Genomic DNA, 20,277 nt, shown 5'->3' with positions numbered 1-20,277 from the left:
AGTCTATGCGGTTATATGTTGCTGGTTATATGCCAAAAGGATCTCCTTTTCGAAAGTGCGATAAAATTCGGGATCGAAATTAGCCTGTTTTAAATTTTCTATCACATAATCTATTTTCTTTTTTTCGGTGAGCCATCGGTCCATCACTTCGTGTTTCAATCGTATTCCGAAGGTATTGATCCCTAGGAAAGCTCCGGTTTCCTTGTGATAGGCAATCGTAATACATTTGGTGTCATCATCGTGCTTCCAATGGAAGTGCGATTCGTAGTCCTTTTTATCGGGAAATACCCAGCCATAGGTCTGATATTCTATGTCGAAAAACTTTGCGCTGTTAAACCAATGTCCGGGATTGTATTCTCTGCGATTACCACAAATGGTCTGTGCCACGACTTCACCCATCATTCGTCCGGTATACCACACCGCTTCTACGGGTCTGCGATTGGGATTCGGGTTTTCCTGTTGCGCACAATCGCCAATGGCATAAATGTCTTTTACATTTGTCTCCAGAAATCGATTCACTTTTACTCCTTTGTCTATTTCGATCTCACTTTCTTTGAGAAAATCGACATTTGGAGAAACTCCGGCAGTGAGTCCCACCAGGTCGCAGGCTATTTGCTCCCCGGTCTCTTTTATGGTCACAGCTCGGGCTTTGCCATTTTCATTGGCAAGGATCTCTCCCAAATTCACTCCCAAACGCAGATCGATATGATGACTTTTTATATGCCTGTTAAGCATTTCACTTTCTCCTTTAGGAAGCACGTTGTTCCAGAAAGATTCTTCCCGAGCCAGAAAGGTGACAGGAATTTTTCGTGTAGACAACATTTCGGCCAGCTCGATGCCTATGAGTCCGCCCCCAACGATCACAGCTCGCTTACAGGATTTATTATTAGGTGCGTTTTCTTCCAACGCCTCCAGATCCTGAAAGGAATAAAGTCCTTGAACTCCATCCAGATCCTGTCCCGGCCAGCCAAATTTATTCGATTTGGAACCGACTGCTATAATGAGTTTGTCGAATGTTATGCGATCACCTCCGGTCAACTCTACTTCTTTTGTCTTGGTGTGAACTCTATGAACGTATCCCTTCTTAAGATCGATCCTATTCTTACTCCAAAACCAGTCTTCGTAAGGTTTGGTGTGCTCATATTTCATATGCCCCATGTAAATATACATTAAGGCGGTACGTGAAAAGAAATAATCGGTCTCGGCAGAGATCATTGTAATTTTTTTATCTGAAAGCTTGCGGATATGTCTGGCTGCTGTTACGCCTGAAATCCCATTTCCGATAATTACAATGTGTTCCATAGAAAAGCTGTTTCCTTATGTGTCGTAGATAAAATTACGTAATTACACCGGGTTTAATTTAAATGCACATATTTTTTTAAGATCGACTCTTGAAATTGTAAGTTCTAAGGAAACCAATCCGACCTATTATTCGTAATTTAAGGCATATGAAAAATACTGTACTACTATTTTTGGCAATGATGGTCTGCTTCTCTTCCGAAGTAGTTTCACAAACCTTATCGGGTTTTTTCGATGAGGCAGATGCTTTATTCGGGCGCTATGTTTCTAACGGAAAAGTAGATTATGATGCTTTAAAACAAGATCCACAGCCATTGGAATCTCTTCTTAAAACAGCAGCAATGATCTCGGTTTCTGAAGCAGACAAGAGTGCTTATCAGGCGTTTTGGATCAACGCCTATAATCTCGCCGTTATTAAAGGTGTTATTGACAACTACCCCTTAAATTCTCCTCTCGATGTAGATGGCTTTTTTGATAGGACAACATATAAGCTGGGCGGAAAAATACTTACGTTGAATGACATAGAAAATAAAATGTTGCGCGCTAAATTTAACGATGCGCGTGTTCATTTTGTCTTGGTGTGTGGAGCCAAAGGCTGTCCGCCATTGATCTCTACGGCTTACACCCCGGCCAGTGTCGAGACGAAGCTTCAGGAACAAACGATCAAAGCGTTAAATGATCCACAGTTTATAAGAGTTTCAGAAGGAAACGTATCGCTGTCGGAAATTTTCAAATGGTACAAAGATGATTTTGTCAAGAAAGGCCGGACCGAGATCGATTTTCTGAATAAATTCAGAAAGGAAAAAATACTAAAAGGCAGTTCTGTAAGTTACTATACATATAATTGGAGTCTTAATAAAAAATAAGGGTCGTCTTCTTCATCATAAAAGAACTGAAAACTAGTCTTCCCGCCTGTTGCACAGTTCCCCAATGTTCGGCAGGCAGCGGAAGCACAACTTAAAAATTAGTTGTATTTTTCGGTTTATTTACACCCATGCATAAAATTTCTCTAGTCCTTATCGTGCTCTGCTGTTCCGTTTTTTCGGCTTGCACCCAAACGACCACCACAAAAATTAACGGAGTAAGTTATGTTGCTTCTCGGGATGCGATGGACAGGGATCAACTGGATCCTCTCACCGCGGTGAATGCAAATTATGCTGCTATTATGCCTTTCGGTTTTATCCGTTCGGTGGACGATCCTAAGGTTATTTTCGACACCCAAAGACAGTGGTTTGGAGAGACAAGAAGAGGGGTGAAGCAGTGTATCGATATGCTTCATGAAAATAATATTAAGGTCATGGTGAAACCTCAACTTTGGCTGTCAAGAGGGGAATTTACCGGGTATTTAAAATTGAATTCCGAAGAAGAATGGAGGGTGTTAGAAGACAGCTATCGCGGTTTTATTCTAACATTCGCTGAAGTAGCACAGGAAACCGGAGCCGATATGTTTTGTATTGGGACAGAACTGGAACAGTTTATCGTGTCACGTACAGATTTCTGGAATACCCTTATAGCTGAAGTTAAAGAAGTTTACCACGGAAAACTGACCTACGCAGCCAATTGGGATGAATACAAACGGGTTCCTTTTTGGAATCAACTCGACTATATTGGAGTGGATGCCTATTTTCCTGTTTCTGAAAGTAAAACACCCGGTATTGAAGAGGCTAAAGCGGGATGGCAGCCATGGAAGGCCGAAATGAAAGCGTTATCTGAAGCTAATGATCTAAAAATAGTATTTACAGAGTTTGGATACAGAAGTGTCGACTATGCCGGAAAGGAACCATGGAAGAGCGACAGGGATATGAAAGAGGTAAATATGGAAGCCCAAACCAATCTCACCCAGGCATTATTTGATGAATTATGGGACGAACCATGGATAGCCGGCGGATTTGTCTGGAAGTGGTTCCCAGATCATCACACGGTTGGTGGCATAGAGAACTCACAGTTTACGCCCCAGAACAAACCTGCGGAAAAAATAATTGCTCAGCGTTTTAGTACCTCAAAGTAACAATATTAACGGAATTATCGCTTTTCACTCATCGCTTCCCGGTAGTCTTTTGCCAGTGCTTTCTTCTGAGTTTCGGTAAATACCTTTCCGGCCAATTGAAAGAAGGTATGTTCCTCGTCTTCAAGATGGTGCTCTACTTTTTCACATAGTTGCTTGGCATAGACCAGCCAGGCAGGAGAATCCATATCGGTCTCTTCCAGTTGTTCTACCAGATCGTCAATTTCGTGATGCTCTGCAATCCCGTGACGGGCGTGTTCCTGCATCATATCATTGTGAATTAAGGGTGAGTAGAAATGACGTTCTTCGGCAATAGCGTGAACATTTAATTCGTGTTTCAATGCTTTAAACAGTTGCTTTCTGGTATCGCTGGCACCTTCAGTTTTTGTTAATTTATCACACAACTCCCGTTGCAGATCGTGATCTTTTCGAATGGCTTCAAATATATTCATATTGGTCTTGGTTTTTCAGAAAAATACAACCAATAAAGTTGAAAAGGTGTTTACAAAATCTTAAATGTTATTTTTCGGTAACCATTTTTGATGTCGGATCCAATACGCTATCAGCCTTAAGTGCCTGCTGAATATACTTTTTATAATAGGCGTATAGCTCCCGTGGACCGGCGCCTCTTCGCTTTTTAATATGAATTACAGCAAAGTGATATTGAAGTTTCCAGGTCCCAATTTGATGATATTTACGGGAGGAAGTAATAATATACTTTGGTATGATGCTAAATTTGAAACGATCGTAAATTCGGTTGATGAATTCGCAATCTTCATAAATAATATAGGCTTCATCAAAGCCTCCCAAGGTTTCAAAGGCCTCTTTTTTTATAAACAAGGATTGATCTCCGCCTCTGCAAAACTTATAGTTTAAACGGGTAAACCATTCAGAAACTTTTAATACCGGATGCATAGAATCGAACTTCATCCGGAAGCAACCTGCTGTACTTCCTTGGTTTATTTCTGATATAATATAAGTGTCAAAATTTTTCGGCGGAAAGGAATCGGCATGAAGGAAATACAATATGCTTCCCGTTGCTGCTTTGGCCCCTGCATTCATTTGATTGGCGCGTCCTCGTTCGGAAAGAATTACTGAAATTTTAAATGTTGAAGATTCGGCGTGATCTGAAACTTCCTGAACCGTTCCATCATCACTATTCCCATCCACAATGAGTATTTCAAGGATATGTCCTTTCGAAGCATTTTCACAGAGATGATCCAATAACTTACCTATGCTTCCGGCCTCATTTAATACAGGAATGATAATGCTAATCATGAGCTAAAACTACAAAATAAAACCCCATAAGAAGCCAATCCTATGAGGTTTTCATGTGGTGTGTGTTTGCTTATTGTTCGTTTAAATTCCAGTTGTAATCCTTGTATTGTAAGGTTGCACGCGGATTTATTTCTGTTGTACTGTATTTGTTTATAAAACCAATAACATCGGTGCGTCCATCGACCTTGTAATCGCTTTTATACCAATCGAAGATCGAACTTACTTTTGGGGTTTTAGCCGTGATCTCGTTTTTATCACTGTTTATAAACTCCCTGGTAGCCATTTCCAATTGTTCATTGATCTTTGATGCCGTATAGGCTTCATTTAATAATTTTGGGCACGAAATAGACGCACAATTGATAGCGAAATGAATTCGCGGTTCGTCCATTTTTCTAAGGATTCCGTTTTCGATCCCGCCTAGCGATAATTCTCTGCCACCAACAGGAACCGATCCTTTAGTCCAGACGCCACTTATATCCTTTATACTTTTTACCGGGTAATTTTGAAGGATGGCATCGACTGTATAAGCATTATAAAGATTTATATAATAGGCTAAAAGTTCCTGAACGCTCCATTCGTTGGTAGGGTCGTATGACGATAAATTCTGAAGATATAAATTTAATTGAGCCCGGTCTTTCTGAAAGCCCTTATAATCGACCATGCCCGTTTCATCCACATATTTTTTCAGTAGTTTATCCCACTGTGAATGATCCACATTAACAGCCGAATTGGCCGTCGTGGAAGTTAGATCCCCTTCTACTTCTTTTGTGGGTTGTCCCTGGCTGCTGAGACCGGCAGCAGAAAAAAGATTGCAGGAAGCGACTGAAACAGCAAGTAATACGAATGCTAGCCTTTTTAAGATATATTTCATTGTCAATTATTTAGTGTCCTTTATTTACGTAAGGAATTATTTTTTGGTTTTCAGCGGATAGGCCTCCTGGCTCCAAAAACCTTTTGGAAAGGTTTCATCGCCGGGAAAACCGAGTTCAATGTCACGCCCATCATGCGGCACATGATTGGTTTTAAAAATATAATCCCAAATACTCAGAGTTAGGCCGTAATTAACACCGTATTTGGTGTGTTTTGGCAAAACTTTGGCGTGATGCCAGATATGCATCTTCGGATTGTTGAAGACATACCGAAGAATACCATAATCCCATCCCAGATTGGCATGGTTTAAATGGCCTATGGTAAGTGCGAAGAAATGTACTATGGCCACCGACTCGATCCCAAATCCGCCAATGACAGCTATGGGGATATACAAGATCGATTTATAAACCACAGGCTCCATCCAGTGATATCGGAGATGAGCCGCAAAGCCCATTTCCTTTACAGAATGATGTACTTTATGAAAATTCCATAGGAAGGGAACCCTGTGGAGCAGTCTGTGAGTATTCCACTGTATAAAATCTGAAATCAGGAAAAAAACAAGCAGACCAAGGCCGAAAGGCATGGACTTGGCATCAAATAGTTCAAAATCGGAAAGTTTTAAATTCACCAGTCCGAGTACGTCATTAAATACCGCTTCAGCGGTATTGGACAGAAATATCAATACGATGAGGTTTAGTAGAAAAAAATTAAAGAACATATAAAAGGTATCCAGCCAGAAGTCCTTTCTAAATATCTTTTGGTTTTTCCGCCATGGGAATAGTAATTCCAGTAACCAAACGATCAGCGACACCGCGATTAATCCATAGAAATAGTTCTCCCAATGAAAACGGGTTATTTCATCGAGCAAATAATTGAAGTATCCGGTATAGGAATCTTTAAATATGTTTAGGTATTTCTCCATAGAAAGTTCTAGAATACAGTCGGGTATTTAACTCTAAAATTACAAAATACTTTCCAGGACTTTAAAGCACAGTGCGCTCATTAGGGCTGCAATAGGCAACGTAAGTACCCAAGATATTAAGATCTTGGAGATCATTTTTACATCTGCTTTTTTCGAAGCTGTCCCTATCCCAAAAATAGATCCCACCGAAACGTGGGTCGTTGAGACCGGCATCCCGTGAATGCTAGCCGTAGTTACCAGAATCCCGGTGATCAAATTGGCCGTAAATCCCTGTCCGTGATTCATAGGAGTGATCTTTTTACTCATAGTGATCCCTACTTTTTTTGCGTTCATAAGACCACCAATGGCCATGGTAATGGCGACCGCGATCATGCCATATTTTATATCGATCGTATTAATGATAATAAGTAGTCCTACTATTTTTGGAGTATCATTAAGGCCTCTGGCGAAGCTTACCACTCCTGCGCTCAGAAAATGTAGGCTGTCCAGTACGCTTTGGGATGTAATCCCTAAGACCTGCCCATTATAGTTTTCCACGCATTTTTCTTCACAGGTGGTAACCTCGATACTTTTATGTGCCTGCATACTGAGTTCTGAACCTGAAAGTCGGGTAGAAGCCTGATTTTCAGAAATACAAACACAACTTTTTTTGGTAACGCCAAGTTTCTTCCGGAGTTTTCTAAAAATTATGTATGCAATAAAACTGAGTACTGCGGCCATCAGCGGACTCACAATTAACGGCATTAAAAAGGTGTTTCCCAGTTTTGCAAAGTTAAAATTGGCTCCAATCGCCATCACGCCTGCTCCAAATAATCCGCCTACCAGACTATGTGTGGTTGAAATGGGCATCCCTATTTTAGTAGCCAGAAGTACAGTAATAGCAGCTCCTAAAGCAATGGAAATGGCAAATACAGGATTTTGAATAAGATCGTCGGGAACCAGTCCCTTTCCTGAAAAATTCTTAACCAAGGTTCCTGCTAAAAAAATTGCGGCAATAGATCCGGCAAACGTGGTTACTGTGGCCCAACTAATTGCTTTTTTGTAATTGGTCGTTCCACTCCCAAACAGGGTAGCAACTCCTTTAAAGTTATCGTTCGCTCCGTTACTATAGGCTAAAAAGCAAGCAGCAATACATAGAATGATAAAGATCATAGATCAATTGGTTTTTGTCTATTGATACTTACGAAGCAATAAAGTGTTCAGATTTAAAATCTGAAATAAAGTCTAACAGCAACCTCCTCCGTCGTAATGAAAAGTTGATTCACTAAAGTAGATATCATCCCTGCCTAAACTTTGTAATGCACCGGCGGTCTTGTCGCAGATCGCTATCGGCTGATTTTTTAGAAGGATATGACCCTTTTTGTCGTCAAAATAATCATCTTCACCGTAGTAGATCGCTGCTTTTCCGGTAAAGACACAGGGACCGTCTTCGGGCATTGGATCTTTTATGGCAGCTACTTCGATGGATTCTATGTAGATCAATTCGTTGGTAGGGTAGTGTTTAGGATCTAAAATACGGTAAGGTTTCCGGGCTCTAATCTCTATGGTTCCGAAGCCAACATCGGTAAGTGCCTTTACGTATTCCTTAATAGGTAGGCTCCCGCTAAGACATAAGGCTCTTAAGCGGTCATCATTACGCAAGGTTTCGTTCATGGGCTGTTCGCAGGTAGGATCACTCATTACCAGTCGGCCATGTGGTTTTAATACCCGGTACATTTCCTCGATCGCCTTTTTGAGGTCTTCTTCCTTAAAAATATTGAACAGGCAGTTCTGAGCAGCCACATCGATAGAATTGTCCTCAACCGGAAGATTTAAAGCATCTCCTTTTTTTAATTCAACGAACTCACTTTTAAACCATGGGTTTAATGTTTCAGCTTCTTTAAAATTCTTTCGGGATGCTTCGAGCATTTCATCTACCACATCTACACCAACGACGCCGTTCTTTTGGCGGTTAAAATAGGAGAATTGTAATAACTCCATTCCACCGCCGACTCCCACATAGAGGGTTTTCGGATTATTAGTAAGGTCACGCGCATGTACCGTGCTACCACAGCCATAGTTCATTTCCTGCATGATCTTAGGGATCTTAAGTCCGGGCAATTCCCAAATAGGATTGGTGGTACAGCAAAGTCCGATATCTGGACTTAGAGCAGCTTCTTTATAAACATCGTGGGTAGTATCGAGATAGCTCATAGGTATATAATTCAGTGTAGTTAGGTTATAATTTTTTTATAAGTTCGGTAAAGATGGTGATCATATCCGGTTCGGCTTTTCCTGCCATCGCAATGATATCGGCTATATCGACCGGTTTCAGGTTGTCCGGATCACATTCGTCGGTTAAAACGGATAAAGCTGACACTTTAAGCCCCAAATGATTGGCAACAATAATTTCGGGAACAGTGCTCATACCCACAGCATCGGCACCTATGATCTTAAGGTAGCGATACTCGGCCCGGGTTTCCAATTGAGGTCCTACCACACTCGCATAAACACCTTTGTGCAGGTTTATTTGCTTTTCCTTAGCGATGGTTTCAATGATACTATTCATTTCGGGATCGTATGGCTGACTCATATCCACAAAACGTTCGCCCATTTTTTCAACCCCCTTAAACGCAAGAGGTGATCCTCCTTGTAGGTTTATATGATCATCGATTAACATGATCTCTCCTTTTTTAAAATTTAGATTGATCGCTCCCGAAGCATTGCTAACCAGTAGTTTCTTAATGCCTAATTGATGCATCACCCTCACCGGAAAGGTTACGTCGCGCAGTGTATAGCCTTCATAAAGATGAAACCGGCCCTGCATCACTACGACCTTCTTACCCGAAAGTGTACCGTAAATAAGCTTTCCTTTATGAAATTCGACCGTGGCGGTTGGAAAGTTGGGGATATGGTTATAACTCACTTCCGATTCTATTTCTATGTTTTCAAGGATCTGACCCAATCCCGTGCCAAGAATGATCCCGATCTCTGGAGACTCAAAACCACGTTGTTCTAAAAATTGGGCGGATGCCTGAATGAATTTTCTCATAGTGCTTTGTTCAAATATTACTTCGATCTGTTTAATAGTTTATCAGGTATAAATTGCTGAAAGACTTCAATGTTCATAATATCTTCCACATGATCAATATCATTTTTAGCAGGCAATCTAAAAACCGACTTCGCTTTCAGATCCTTTAGGGTATCTTGTAAAACCGTCGCTGTTCCCCAATCTTTATTCTCAAATATAGCAGTATTTAGGGTTTTCATTCCAAGGAGGTAATAGCCGCCATCTTCGGCAGGGCCAATCACGGTGTCGTTGTGGGTTAATGCGGTAAAAGCATCATCGATCTCTCGGCTGGTAAGATCGAAGAGATCACTTCCTACAATGACCACTTTTTCATAGCCAAGGTCAAATAACTCAAGAAATGCGTGATGCATCTTTACACCAAGATCTCCATCGATTTGAAGTTTTTTGCTAAAGATCTCATTGTTCCAGACATCGTGTTGTGCAATAGTTCCCGCATAAAAAACGAATTTGTCTGCGGTAACCTTTTCGGTGATCTTTGCCGTATGGTTCAATAATATTTTATAAACTTCCAGAGCGGCTTCATCACCAATCGCCGCGGCTAACCGGGTTTTACATTTTCCCAATTGAGGGGTTCGTGTAAAGATGATCAAGGCTTTATTGGACATAGGAAAATGAAAATCTGCAGAGAAATCAACATTTCCGTCGGTGTCTTTAGAAGTTAATAGTCCCATTTAAAATACTTTAGTTCCGTTTTGTAACCATTTCCCCCAGATTTTGGAACAGACATGTACATTTTCTGTTTCTACATTTTGAGAATCGAAGACCGGATATCCGTTATTTTTCCATTCAAAGATCCCGCCGTAGAGGTTTTTAACGTTGAGGTATCCTTCTTTTTTCAGTTTTTCTCCAATTACTTCTGAACGTATTCCGAGGGAACAATATACAATGATAGGGGTGCTTTTGTCTATTTTCTTTTCTGAAAGGCCTTCCGAAGAAAATTCAGAATACCCAATATATAAAGCTGAAGGTATTTTACTAACTTCAAATTCATTTTTCTCACGTGCATCAAGAACTATGATGCTTTCATTGGTCTGAAGCATTCGCAATTCTTCAACCGAAATATAGGGAATGCTTCGGGTATTATAACGTTGTAGCATGTCATCCAGTTCGGTTTGTCCCAGACAGAGAACCGTAAAGAAAAAACATATTAAAGTGAATGCCGCTTTCATATTAAAGTTCTAGGTAACGCTCCCCTGACAGCTACTGCCGGCACCGGCAGTACAACCGTAACAATGCTGCGAAATTAAAATATCCCGGTCTTTAAGAACATCTTCGTTGTAATCCTTAATGTGTTTGATCTTGCTGGCTACCTTAAGTCCGAGCATCTGATTGAAATCACAGTCGTACAACCAGCCATCCCAACTCACCGAAATGGTATTGGTACACATCACATTCTCAACGGCTGCGGGGTTATAGGCGTCAACCAGTTGATACATATAGTCCTCATAATTTTCAGAAGCAATAAGATAATCTAGGAATCGGGCTATGGGAAGATTGGTGATCGTAAATAAATTGTGAAATCGTATGCCAAAATCTTCCAGTAACGCCTTCTTAAAATCCTTTTCCATGGCGGCCTGATCCCCCGGTAAAAAGGCACCACTGGGATTGTACACTAGATCCAGCCTTAACTTGCTGTTAGGAAGACCGTAGCCTACGGCATTTAAATCCTGTAAAGCTTTAATAGATTTATCGAAAACACCATCGCCTCGCTGTTTATCGGTTTTACCACGCGTCCAGTGCGGCATCGAACTTACTACATGCACGTTGTGATCTTTAAAGAACTGCGGCAGATCGTAATATTTTTTATTGGCTCTAATGATAGTGAGGTTGCTTCGAACGATAAAATCCTTTATTCCGGCCTTACTGGCTTCATCCACGAACCATCTAAAGTTAGGGTTCATCTCGGGTGCTCCTCCGGTGAGATCGAGGGTATGCGCACCGGTGTTCCTAATGACCTCAAGACACTGTTTCATGGTTTCAACGGTCATGATCTCCTTTCGGTCGGGTCCGGCATCCACATGACAATGTTCACACACCTGATTGCACATATAACCTACGTTAATTTGAAGGATCTCCAGTTTTTTGGGGCGGAGCGGAAAGTTGTTGGTTTCTTTGATCTTTTTTGCAAAGGTGGGGAGCTCGCCGTTCTGAAAAATTCCATTGGATAGAATTTCCAGTTGTCTGTTGGCATTGGCCAGTTCATCATTGCGTTTATGTAGGGATTGCGTCTTTACTTTCGACATAAAATTAGGTTTGGCTTTTATCCGTCCAGTTTGTTTACTTTGTTCATCATCATTACCCCATGGACCAGGGTAGCGCCACTCTTTATGGCTGCTCCCACATGTATGGCTTCCATCATCTCTGCTTTGGTTACGCCGCGTTGCAGCGTTTCTTTGGTATAGGCGTCGATGCAGTATGGACATTGTTCGGTATGGGAAACGGCGAGTGCTATGAGGGCCTTTTCACGTGCTGTTAGCGCACCTTCCTCGAAAACTTTTCCGTAGTAATCGAAAAATTTTGTTCCAAGTTCCTCATTCCATTCGGTGATGTCACCAAATTTCCGAAGATCTTTAGGGTCGTAGTACATATTAGACATAAATAAATGTATTATAATTACGAAATTGGAACCATTCTGGTTTTCCTTTCTGGTAAATATAAACAAGTAGTCTCTTTAAGCGAAAGAACTTACAACCGATTTATAAAAATTAATCGAAAGAATAGGTGAAACCTGTCGTTAGATCGTATTGAGAATTTGGAATACCTATAGCGGGAAACGCATCGAAAATAAAACGATAGGTGGTTTTAAAAGCAAAGTTTTTAAACAGATCAATAAGTAAAGAAGATTCGTTAGCGATCCTGTAGTCGCTAAAGGCAGACAGTTTAGGCTGATAATAGGTGGTGCTCACCATGGCGATGCGATCTGTGGGAAACAAACTGAAAGACAAATATGCACTTCCCCTAAAATCCTTCTGAATAGGAGTAATTCCATCTCCTACTTCCTCATGTTCGTACATGAAAAGTGTACCCAAATAGAATTTATAATTTTCAGAATTGCTTAGTTTAAATCGCGGCCCGGTACCTGCCAGCCCTCTGAAATCGATTAGTGAAACCTTGTTGTATTGTCCCTGCAGAAAGACCTCCCAGGCAATCCGATCGTGAAAACGGTAGTTGTAGCGCACATGCTGGATCCCGCTGTTGGAGAATTTTTCTCCTTCGATCTTCTGGAAGTCAATATCATTCTTAAATAACACCAGGTGTTTATTCATTTTATATTGCACATGAATGTTGCTGGAAATGGTAAAGAAGTCATTTACATTTCGTTTTATGGCGAAATTAACGCTGGCCGATCCCGACCAACCAGAAGTGTCGGTTACCTTTCTAAGGGATTCAACATTGAGAACCTGTGCCATTGAAGTAGTAGAAATAGATACGAGTAGGATGACAAGCAGCTTTTTCATAAGGTTGGTGTTTTTACTTAGTAAACTGACGAAATGGAACAAAAGTTATAAGATGTTTTCACCCCAATTTTGTTTTTCAGATTCAGACCATATCGAGGGAAAGAAGCGACGCTGCTGAAATTTTGGGTGCAGGTATTTTTTCCATTCCGAGCCTCCGGTTGCGGGTTTATTCTCTCCTTTGCTGTCCAGATAGTGCTGGGCCGTCTTGAGATGCACCATAGGCCATACTACATTGTAAAGATGATCGAAGGCTTTTAATTTTTCCAGCAATTCTTTGGAAGGATTTTCGAGTTGCTCAATTCGCTCTGCGATGGTTTTGCCTTTCAGATTTTTAGCGAGTTTTATAAAGGAATCCTGATATTTTTCTTCAAACTGCCGAAGCGTAAGCGTCTTTCTACCCGTTTTTCGGTTATATCCCGCGTCTTTCCAATAGATCACATCAAATAGATCTTCAAGTACGGGATTTACGGGTAAGCGCTTTTTTCCGTGGTCATTGATAAGATTCTCCACTGGGGTACAATAGATCTCCAGGTATCGGAATTGCGCACTTTGAAATCCGCTGGCCGGTGTAAGTGTGGCTCTAAAGGTATTGTAATCGTCGTAATTCATACCGTCTTTCATAATGTCGAAGGAGGTGGTAAGCAATTGGGTGTACCGGTTAAGTCTGGTGAGTTTATTGATCCACACTTCTTCGGAAGTATTTTCGGATTCTGAAAGTTGTTGCAGTTCGTGGATCATCATTTTAAGTACCAACTCGGTTACCTGATGGTACATGATAAAGATGGTCTCGTCCTTAAAATCGGTTCTCGGTTTCTGAAGGGAAAGTAAGGTGTCTACTTCAATATAATCCCAATAATTGATGGGTTTGGCTTCCAGCAGTCCTTTTAAGTATGCATTGGGGTTTTCGCCCAGATCTTCGTACTTCTTATTGAGGGCTGCGATGATCTCTTCTTGTGTCATTCGGTAGATTTTTCAAAAGCAAATATAAGGGTAACCATTAAAAGGTGAGAAAGGAAAATCACCGTTTTTAGTAAGAAAATGTTTCAGCAAAGGTATTCCGTAGTGAAAGAGTTAATAATAATAAAATATCAAGTTCATCATTTCATCGGTTGAATTCCAGCCCAGCCCCACATCCTTTGGTGGCGAATTGGGGTTACTGGCATTTTCGGAAGTATTGTCGTAATCGGCGACTATAAGAATGGTTGAGCCTTTTGGAATTAGAAGCGGTTCCCGCAGCAAATAGCTGCTTTGCCAGTTAAAATCCCAGGCATCGATCTTTATAAGCGGAATTGCTTCCCCCTTGGGCGTAGCCGCAATGGCTTTAAAACTTTTACCCAGATAGTGCATGTGAGGCAGCAAGGAAACCAGATTCATATTTTCTCTTACCGTATAACTCACATAAAAGGTGGGTTTTGTTTCTGCTTTTAGCAAAAATGGCTGGTTGGTAATATCCTTTTCGGTAATGGTAAGGGTTTTTATTTCGTGATCGACTTTCTCTTTCGCGAAGAACAATTCGATTCTAGATCGATCTTCCTGTTTGGACGAGGTAGGAGCGTAGTGGATATTCAGAATGAGATCGGTATTGGCGTACAATTTCTTTCCGGTGCCCGGCGGATATAACAGTGGAAGATTTCCAGGCACCCAGCCGTAGAGAAATTCGTCGGCTAAAGGATTTTTCTGAAATTCCAATGCCTTGGGATCAAATTCTGAAAGTCCGTCGATCCCCCGTATTAGATTCGTAGTATCTGCCATGATCCTGCTGTGATGTACAAAGCGTTTGTTGCCCGGAACGTATGCAATAGACTCAATATACGTGTCTTCCTTTAGATGGGTAGGAATATTAAAAAAGCGATAATCCTCTACACTTTCCTGGGATAACTGATAGGGTTCATTCATTTCGAGAACCAGATCCGGAGTTCGGTTCTCCATGAGGTTCGGGATAATAGGTGCCTCAGCATTTCGCTCGCCTTTTTTCATCCCCCCATCGATCCAGTCCATCACCAATTGTATATCGCTCTCAGAAAGTACACGCTCATTCTTAAAATTACTGAATTCGGGATCTGCCTTCCAGGGTGGCATATACCGTGTTTTTACCACATGCCCAATAAAAGATCCTTTGCTTTTTACTTCCTGAAAAGAAGTTAAAGGGAATGGGCCGTAGCCTCCGGGTTTATGGCACACCGCACAATTTGTAATGATTATAGGTTCAATATCCCCGTAATACGTTACTTCCTGCTGAGCAAGAGCTGTTTTACTAATTAGAAATAAACACCCAATAAATAAAATGTTTAAGAATTTCATTTTTTTCTGAATTCGATAAAACAGCCTACAGCGTCCTTATGAGGGATGCTGACTGTTTTTCCCGAGGTTACATTTTTTATAGCTTCTTCCAGATAATGTTCAGTAGCTTTCAATCGGTTTCTTCCCAGAGCAAAAAACCAATTGTCAATCGCACCATCATAGAATATTTTCCCGGTTGCATCAAAGAGAAATACTTCAGGCGTAACCGAGGCATGAAACAACCTCGCATACGAATTATCGTGATCCTTTAGCAATCGAAAGGGGATGCTGTATTCTTCATTAAAAGTTGTGATCTTTTCTTCAGAAAAATTGTGAGGAATGATTCCGAAGAAGGTCACCTTAGCGCGATAGTTTTTATAGAGCGTGCGAAGGGTATGCACATATTTTTGGGATATGGGACAATCGGTACCCAGGAAAACCACGGCAAAGAATTCGGTTTTGATGTCCGGAGTGTTGATAAACGGTAGATTCTCAACGGCTATAGTTTTCAGACGGGCAATTTCTGAATCGGTACTGAGCTCTGAACCGGTTTGAGAATAACCATTTCCGAAGGAATAAAAGATCAGAAAAATTAAGACTATAAGAGGTTTCATTTTTTTAGAATCTTATTCGCAATATACTATTATATATGAATAGATTAAAACCAAAAATCCTGCCATAGTTTATAGGTATTCTGTGAATTAAATATCAGAGATGATATAGAGGTTTCTAAATCATAAGAGTTAATTGTTCCTTTGGTCCCGCTGCTGAAAATACACAATATAGGATCTTTATGAGTGCTTCTTTTTCTTCACCGGGATTCAATTGCCGCTGTCAATTGTTCCTTTGGTCCCGCTGCTGAAAATACAAACCACACGGTCTTCATGAATGCTCCTTTTTCTTCACCGGGATTCAATTGCCACTGTCAATTGTTCCTTTGGTCCCGCTGTTGAGAGTACACACCACACGGACTTCTAGTGTACTTCTTTTTCTATACCAGGATTCAATTGCCCTTGTCAATTGTTCCTTTGGTCCCGCTGCTAAAAATACACAATATAAGGTCTTCATGAATGCTCCTTTTTCTTCACCGGGATTCAATTGCCACTGTCAATTGTTTCTTTGGTACCGCTGCTGAAAATACACAATATAAAGTCTTTATGAGTGCTTCTTTTTCTTCACCAAGATTCAATTGCCACTGTCAATTGTTTCTTTGGTCCCGCTGCTGAAAATACACAATATAGGATCTTTATGAGTGCTTCTTTTTCTTCACCGGGATTCAATTGCCACTGTCAATTGTTCCTTTGGTCCCGCTGCTGAAAATACAAACCACACGGTCTTCATGAATGCTCCTTTTTCTTCACCAGGATTCAATTGCCCTTGTCAATTGTTCCTTTGGTCCCGCTGTTGAAAATACAAACCACACGGTCTGTGACCGTGGTTTTTAATTTCTCCCACTCCTCCGAAAGTGAACTTTCTTCGGTGGGTCGAAATAAAAAACCCACTCTGACGAGTGGGTTTGTATTTATTGTGGTACCTCCAGGAATCGAACCAGGGACACACGGATTTTCAGTCCGTTGCTCTACCAACTGAGCTAAGGTACCGCAATTGAGAGCGCAAATATAACCCTATTTTAACTATTCCAAAACTTAATTTAAAAAAAAATAAAAGGAATTTGCGTTTCAATTTAATACAGAATTAACATCCTCATACTTCTTCAAATTGTATTTTTAAACCCTTAAACCTCAGGATGAATTTAATAATAGATGTTGGGAATACACTGGTAAAGCTTGCTGTGTTTGAAAACAGTGTTCTTCAGCATAAAAAAACATGTCTTAAATTAGACTTTTCCGATACCCTAGAGGATATTTCAGAAGATTATCCAGCCATCACGCACTGCGCGATCTCTTCCGTTGGAAAACTGAGTGATCAACAGCACAACAAACTGAAAAAATTATATCCTGTTTATGAAGTTTCCCATGAAACACCTATGCCTTTCATAAATACGTATACCACACCTACCACATTGGGTGTGGACCGAATGGTTTTAATGAGTGCCGCAGCCGTGCAATACCCAAGTAAAAATGTCCTGGTAATTGATGCCGGCAGCGCTATTACTTACGATTTCCTTTCCAATAAGAATGAGTATATGGGAGGAGCGATCTCTCCGGGTATCGGGATGCGATATACTGCGCTCCACAACTTTACAGCTAAGTTACCGTTATTGGATACGAATATGCCCAAAAAAATGATTGGGAATTCTACCGCGAGTTCGATGCACTCGGGAATTATCCACGGAGTTTTATACGAAATAGATGGTTTTATCGAAGACTATTCAAAGAATTATCCCAATTTAACAGTTATTTTAACAGGAGGAGACGCTCATTTTTTGCGTGATAGCTTAAAAAATGACATCTTTGCCAACTCAAATTTCCTATTGGAAGGTTTAAATTACATTTTAGAACATAACAAAGATTGATGTTGAAACGAATTATAATTGTAATAGTTCTGCTTCTCGCAGGGGTTTCTCAAGCACAGGAAGGAACCACATCTCCATATTCTTTTTACGGTATTGGAGCTTTAAAATTTAGAGGAACAGCAGAAAACCGGGCCATGGGAGGAATCAATGTCTATTCTGATAGTATTCACCTTAGTATTCAGAATCCTGCGGGTGTTGCAGGTTTAAAACTCGTGAATTTTACGGTAGGAGGAAGTCATAAGATCAATACCCAAAAAACAGTGGATGAGAGTCAGAAGGCCACCACAACCACCCTCGATTATCTCGCAGTAGGGATTCCAATGGGGAAATTCGGTGCCAGTTTTGGGGTGATTCCATTTACGTCGGTAGGATATAAATTACTTTCAGTAAACGACAATTCCACTACCGAATTTACGGGAAGCGGCGGACTCAACAAAGTGTTCTTCACTTTGGCATATCAAATTACACCCGAATTGAGTTTTGGTGTGGATACCAATTATAACTTCGGAAATATCGAAAACGTAGCCTATTTTGAGCAGGATGATCTGCAATACGGTACGCGCGAGCTAAACAGATCTGATCTTTCGGGCTTTAGTTTTAATCTGGGAGCATCTTATAAAAAAATGGTTGCCGATTATCTCGAACTTTCCACCTCGGTGACCTATACGCCAGAAACCGATTTTACTTCAGAAAACTTCAGACAATTATCGTCAATTCTTGTTTTGCCTTCGGGAACGCAAACGCCAATTGATGTTCGTGATATTGAAGTAGCGAATACAGATTTTACCTTTCCATCTCAACTCACCTTGGGAGCGGGGATCGGAAAACCAAAAAATTGGTTTGTAGGTGCCGAATTTGGTATGCAAAAAACGAGTAACTTTACCAATAGGACGTTTGAGGTAGATGACCTCGAATTTAACGATGCTAGTAAATTCAGATTGGGAGGATTCTATATTCCTAATTATAATTCTTTTGGGAACTATTGGAAACGTGTAGTTTACAGAGCCGGGATACGCTATGAAGAAACCGGAATAACCCTGCGTGGACAGGACATTAACGAGTTTGGCATATCTTTTGGATTAGGATTACCTGTTGGAAGGTTATTCTCTAATGTAAACCTTGGTTTTGAAATAGGAAGAAGAGGAACAACCGATTTTGGATTGATACAAGAGAATTTTTTCAACACATTCCTAAGTTTGTCACTTAACGACAAATGGTTTGAAAAAAGATATTATGATTAATAAAGTAAACACTAACACCATGAAGAAGATTTTAATTTTAGCCGTAGCTGTTTTTATTACCTCACTAGGGTCTAAAGCTGTGGCACAAAGTGAGAACTGTACTATTTTAGGTTCACTCTTTATCGAGCCCGCCAAAGCAAAGAATTATGAGGGAGCATACCCGCACTACGCTAAATTAGTTGCCGAATGTCCTACCTACAGTATGGCTACTTTTCAATACGGAGAGAAGATGTTCAAGCATTTTATTGAAAAAGGAGATAAAGGAAAAGTAACCGAGTTAATTCAGTCTTACAACGATAGACTGAAATACTATCCATCTAAAACCAAAATGGGAGATGTGCTTTCAGACATCGCTCAGGTGAAATACGACAACAGTATCGGTACTAAAATGGAACAGTACCGAGCTTTTGAAGAAGCCTTTAAAAAGGACGAAGAAAATTTTACAAGTCCGAAGGCACTATATACCTACTTTTCACTGGCAGTGGATCTTCACGACAGTGGGGAACTTCCTATTCAGGACGTATTCGACCTATATGATATAGTTACTGAAAAGATCGAAAAGGAAGAAAGTAAACTTGCTGAAAAAGTAACCGAGTATATGGATAAGCAGGAAGCAGGTTCTACGCTTTCTAGTAAAGAAAAGAAATACATGGATGCCTACGAGCGCAACCTTGAGGCGTATGGAAAAGTAAAAGGAAGCGTTTCGGGTAAATTAGGGATCCTTGCCGATTGTCCTAACCTTATTCCACTTTATAAAAAAGATTTTGAGCAGAAAAAGAATGATGTGGACTGGATTAAAAGAGCAGCCGGACGATTAAGTGCCAAAGACTGTGACGATCCTTTGTTTTTCCAATTGGTACAACAATTACACAATCTGGATCCTTCTGCGAAATCGGCTTATTATTTAGGGAAACTAGCTGAAAAGGACGGAAAGTCTGGGAAAGCCTTAGAATATTTTAATCAGGCAGCCGAGTTGGAAACGAAGCCAAGTGATAAGGCAAGAGTGTATTACAGTATTGCAGAAAACTTTAGAAAGAAAGGAAACTATGGACAAGCGCGAAGCTACTACCGAAAAATGGTAGAGGTGAAGCCTTCTGCAGGTATCGCATATCTTAAGATCGCAAATATGTATGCATCTAGTGCCAATAACTGTGGAACCAATGTTTTTGAAAAAAGAGCCATGTACTGGTTAGCGGCAGATATGGCCGATAAGGCAGCGAGACTTGATGCTTCCATTGCAGGAAATGCAAGACAGGCTGCAAGCAGCTACCGCGGACTAGCGCCATCAAAGAGTGATATCTTTAACGATGGAATGGCAGGAAAGACCGTTACCTTTAACTGTTGGGTTGGAGGAAGCGTGAAAGTGCCTAATCTATAA

23 protein-coding genes and 1 tRNA gene are annotated in these 20,277 nt (G+C 40.7%); 5 read left to right on the top strand and 19 right to left on the bottom strand.

Annotated elements, in window-relative coordinates:
• Window positions 1-3: 3 nt before the first annotated feature.
• On the bottom strand, window positions 4-1,302 hold the full coding sequence (locus ALE3EI_RS02775; RefSeq protein WP_186990615.1) for an NAD(P)/FAD-dependent oxidoreductase: 1,299 nt from the start codon (window positions 1,300-1,302) through the stop codon (window positions 4-6).
• A gap of 146 nt (window positions 1,303-1,448) precedes the next feature.
• Here ALE3EI_RS02775 and ALE3EI_RS02770 point away from each other — a divergent pair, with 146 nt between their 5' ends.
• Together ALE3EI_RS02770 and ALE3EI_RS02765 are read left to right on the top strand one after the other, a co-directional pair.
• On the top strand, window positions 1,449-2,165 hold the full coding sequence (locus ALE3EI_RS02770; protein WP_186990613.1) for a DUF547 domain-containing protein: 717 nt from the start codon (window positions 1,449-1,451) through the stop codon (window positions 2,163-2,165).
• A 128-nt stretch (window positions 2,166-2,293) separates the two neighbouring features.
• Window positions 2,294-3,307: a glycoside hydrolase family 113 gene (locus tag ALE3EI_RS02765; RefSeq protein WP_186990611.1), complete on the top strand. Its 1,014-nt coding sequence runs from the start codon at window positions 2,294-2,296 to the stop codon at window positions 3,305-3,307.
• 14 nt (window positions 3,308-3,321) lie between these two features.
• Here the strand turns inward: ALE3EI_RS02765 and ALE3EI_RS02760 are convergent, their stop codons facing one another.
• From ALE3EI_RS02760 to ALE3EI_RS02680, 18 genes are all read right to left on the bottom strand, one after another.
• Window positions 3,322-3,756 (bottom strand): hemerythrin domain-containing protein, encoded by a 435-nt coding sequence (locus tag ALE3EI_RS02760; protein ID WP_186990609.1) that lies wholly within the window; start codon window positions 3,754-3,756, stop codon window positions 3,322-3,324.
• 67 nt (window positions 3,757-3,823) lie between these two features.
• Entirely contained in the window at window positions 3,824-4,582 is a 759-nt protein-coding gene (locus tag ALE3EI_RS02755) for a TIGR04283 family arsenosugar biosynthesis glycosyltransferase (protein ID WP_186990607.1), read from the bottom strand.
• A gap of 70 nt (window positions 4,583-4,652) precedes the next feature.
• The gene (locus ALE3EI_RS02750) at window positions 4,653-5,453 is read right to left on the bottom strand and encodes a DUF547 domain-containing protein (RefSeq protein ID WP_186990605.1); all 801 of its coding nucleotides are present in this window, start codon (window positions 5,451-5,453) and stop codon (window positions 4,653-4,655) included.
• 36 nt (window positions 5,454-5,489) lie between these two features.
• Complete coding sequence (locus ALE3EI_RS02745; RefSeq protein ID WP_186990603.1) at window positions 5,490-6,374, bottom strand: sterol desaturase family protein; 885 nt, start codon at window positions 6,372-6,374, stop codon at window positions 5,490-5,492.
• Window positions 6,375-6,413: 39 nt separating this feature from the next.
• Window positions 6,414-7,526: an inorganic phosphate transporter gene (locus tag ALE3EI_RS02740; protein ID WP_186990601.1), complete on the bottom strand. Its 1,113-nt coding sequence runs from the start codon at window positions 7,524-7,526 to the stop codon at window positions 6,414-6,416.
• Window positions 7,527-7,598: 72 nt separating this feature from the next.
• A complete protein-coding gene (arsM, locus tag ALE3EI_RS02735) occupies window positions 7,599-8,567 on the bottom strand; it encodes an arsenosugar biosynthesis arsenite methyltransferase ArsM (protein WP_186990599.1) in 969 nt (322 codons plus the stop codon).
• Window positions 8,568-8,592: 25 nt separating this feature from the next.
• Window positions 8,593-9,405: a purine-nucleoside phosphorylase gene (locus tag ALE3EI_RS02730; protein WP_186990597.1), complete on the bottom strand. Its 813-nt coding sequence runs from the start codon at window positions 9,403-9,405 to the stop codon at window positions 8,593-8,595.
• A 17-nt stretch (window positions 9,406-9,422) separates the two neighbouring features.
• Window positions 9,423-10,115: a TIGR04282 family arsenosugar biosynthesis glycosyltransferase gene (locus ALE3EI_RS02725; RefSeq protein ID WP_186990595.1), complete on the bottom strand. Its 693-nt coding sequence runs from the start codon at window positions 10,113-10,115 to the stop codon at window positions 9,423-9,425.
• A complete protein-coding gene (locus ALE3EI_RS02720; protein WP_186990593.1) occupies window positions 10,116-10,613 on the bottom strand; it encodes a rhodanese-like domain-containing protein in 498 nt (165 codons plus the stop codon). It abuts the gene before it with no gap.
• 9 nt (window positions 10,614-10,622) lie between these two features.
• Complete coding sequence (gene arsS / locus ALE3EI_RS02715; RefSeq protein WP_186990591.1) at window positions 10,623-11,687, bottom strand: arsenosugar biosynthesis radical SAM (seleno)protein ArsS; 1,065 nt, start codon at window positions 11,685-11,687, stop codon at window positions 10,623-10,625.
• A gap of 17 nt (window positions 11,688-11,704) precedes the next feature.
• Window positions 11,705-12,040 carry an arsenosugar biosynthesis-associated peroxidase-like protein gene (locus tag ALE3EI_RS02710; protein ID WP_186990589.1) on the bottom strand — a complete coding sequence of 112 codons (336 nt, stop codon included), beginning with the start codon at window positions 12,038-12,040 and terminating at the stop codon, window positions 11,705-11,707.
• A gap of 109 nt (window positions 12,041-12,149) precedes the next feature.
• Entirely contained in the window at window positions 12,150-12,902 is a 753-nt protein-coding gene (locus ALE3EI_RS02705; RefSeq protein WP_186990587.1) for a DUF481 domain-containing protein, read from the bottom strand.
• 45 nt (window positions 12,903-12,947) lie between these two features.
• A complete protein-coding gene (locus ALE3EI_RS02700) occupies window positions 12,948-13,862 on the bottom strand; it encodes a tryptophan 2,3-dioxygenase family protein (RefSeq protein WP_186990585.1) in 915 nt (304 codons plus the stop codon).
• A 111-nt stretch (window positions 13,863-13,973) separates the two neighbouring features.
• Entirely contained in the window at window positions 13,974-15,203 is a 1,230-nt protein-coding gene (locus ALE3EI_RS02695) for a c-type cytochrome (RefSeq protein ID WP_186990583.1), read from the bottom strand.
• Window positions 15,200-15,796 carry a redoxin domain-containing protein gene (locus tag ALE3EI_RS02690; RefSeq protein ID WP_186990581.1) on the bottom strand — a complete coding sequence of 199 codons (597 nt, stop codon included), beginning with the start codon at window positions 15,794-15,796 and terminating at the stop codon, window positions 15,200-15,202. Before ALE3EI_RS02690 ends, ALE3EI_RS02695 begins: the two co-directional genes overlap by 4 nt.
• Window positions 15,797-16,094: 298 nt before the next feature.
• Complete coding sequence (locus ALE3EI_RS02685) at window positions 16,095-16,250, bottom strand: hypothetical protein (RefSeq protein ID WP_186990579.1); 156 nt, start codon at window positions 16,248-16,250, stop codon at window positions 16,095-16,097.
• A 299-nt stretch (window positions 16,251-16,549) separates the two neighbouring features.
• The gene (locus tag ALE3EI_RS13765) at window positions 16,550-16,684 is read right to left on the bottom strand and encodes a hypothetical protein (RefSeq protein WP_262891073.1); all 135 of its coding nucleotides are present in this window, start codon (window positions 16,682-16,684) and stop codon (window positions 16,550-16,552) included.
• A 26-nt stretch (window positions 16,685-16,710) separates the two neighbouring features.
• Window positions 16,711-16,783, bottom strand: a tRNA-Phe gene (locus ALE3EI_RS02680).
• 146 nt (window positions 16,784-16,929) lie between these two features.
• Between ALE3EI_RS02680 and ALE3EI_RS02675 the strand changes: the two genes are divergently transcribed.
• From ALE3EI_RS02675 to ALE3EI_RS02665, 3 genes are read left to right on the top strand one after another with little or no spacing between them, the layout of a single operon-like run.
• Window positions 16,930-17,658: a type III pantothenate kinase gene (locus ALE3EI_RS02675; RefSeq protein WP_186990577.1), complete on the top strand. Its 729-nt coding sequence runs from the start codon at window positions 16,930-16,932 to the stop codon at window positions 17,656-17,658.
• Complete coding sequence (locus tag ALE3EI_RS02670) at window positions 17,658-18,899, top strand: hypothetical protein (protein WP_186990575.1); 1,242 nt, start codon at window positions 17,658-17,660, stop codon at window positions 18,897-18,899. Before ALE3EI_RS02675 ends, ALE3EI_RS02670 begins: the two co-directional genes overlap by 1 nt.
• 19 nt (window positions 18,900-18,918) lie before the next feature.
• A complete protein-coding gene (locus tag ALE3EI_RS02665; protein WP_186990574.1) occupies window positions 18,919-20,277 on the top strand; it encodes a tetratricopeptide repeat protein in 1,359 nt (452 codons plus the stop codon).

Source organism: Constantimarinum furrinae, from assembly GCF_014295415.1.
Taxonomy (GTDB): Bacteria; Bacteroidota; Bacteroidia; order Flavobacteriales; family Flavobacteriaceae; genus Constantimarinum; species Constantimarinum furrinae.
The sequence above is the reverse complement of the archived record's forward strand: the minus strand, read 5'-3'. Positions and strand labels throughout refer to the sequence as shown.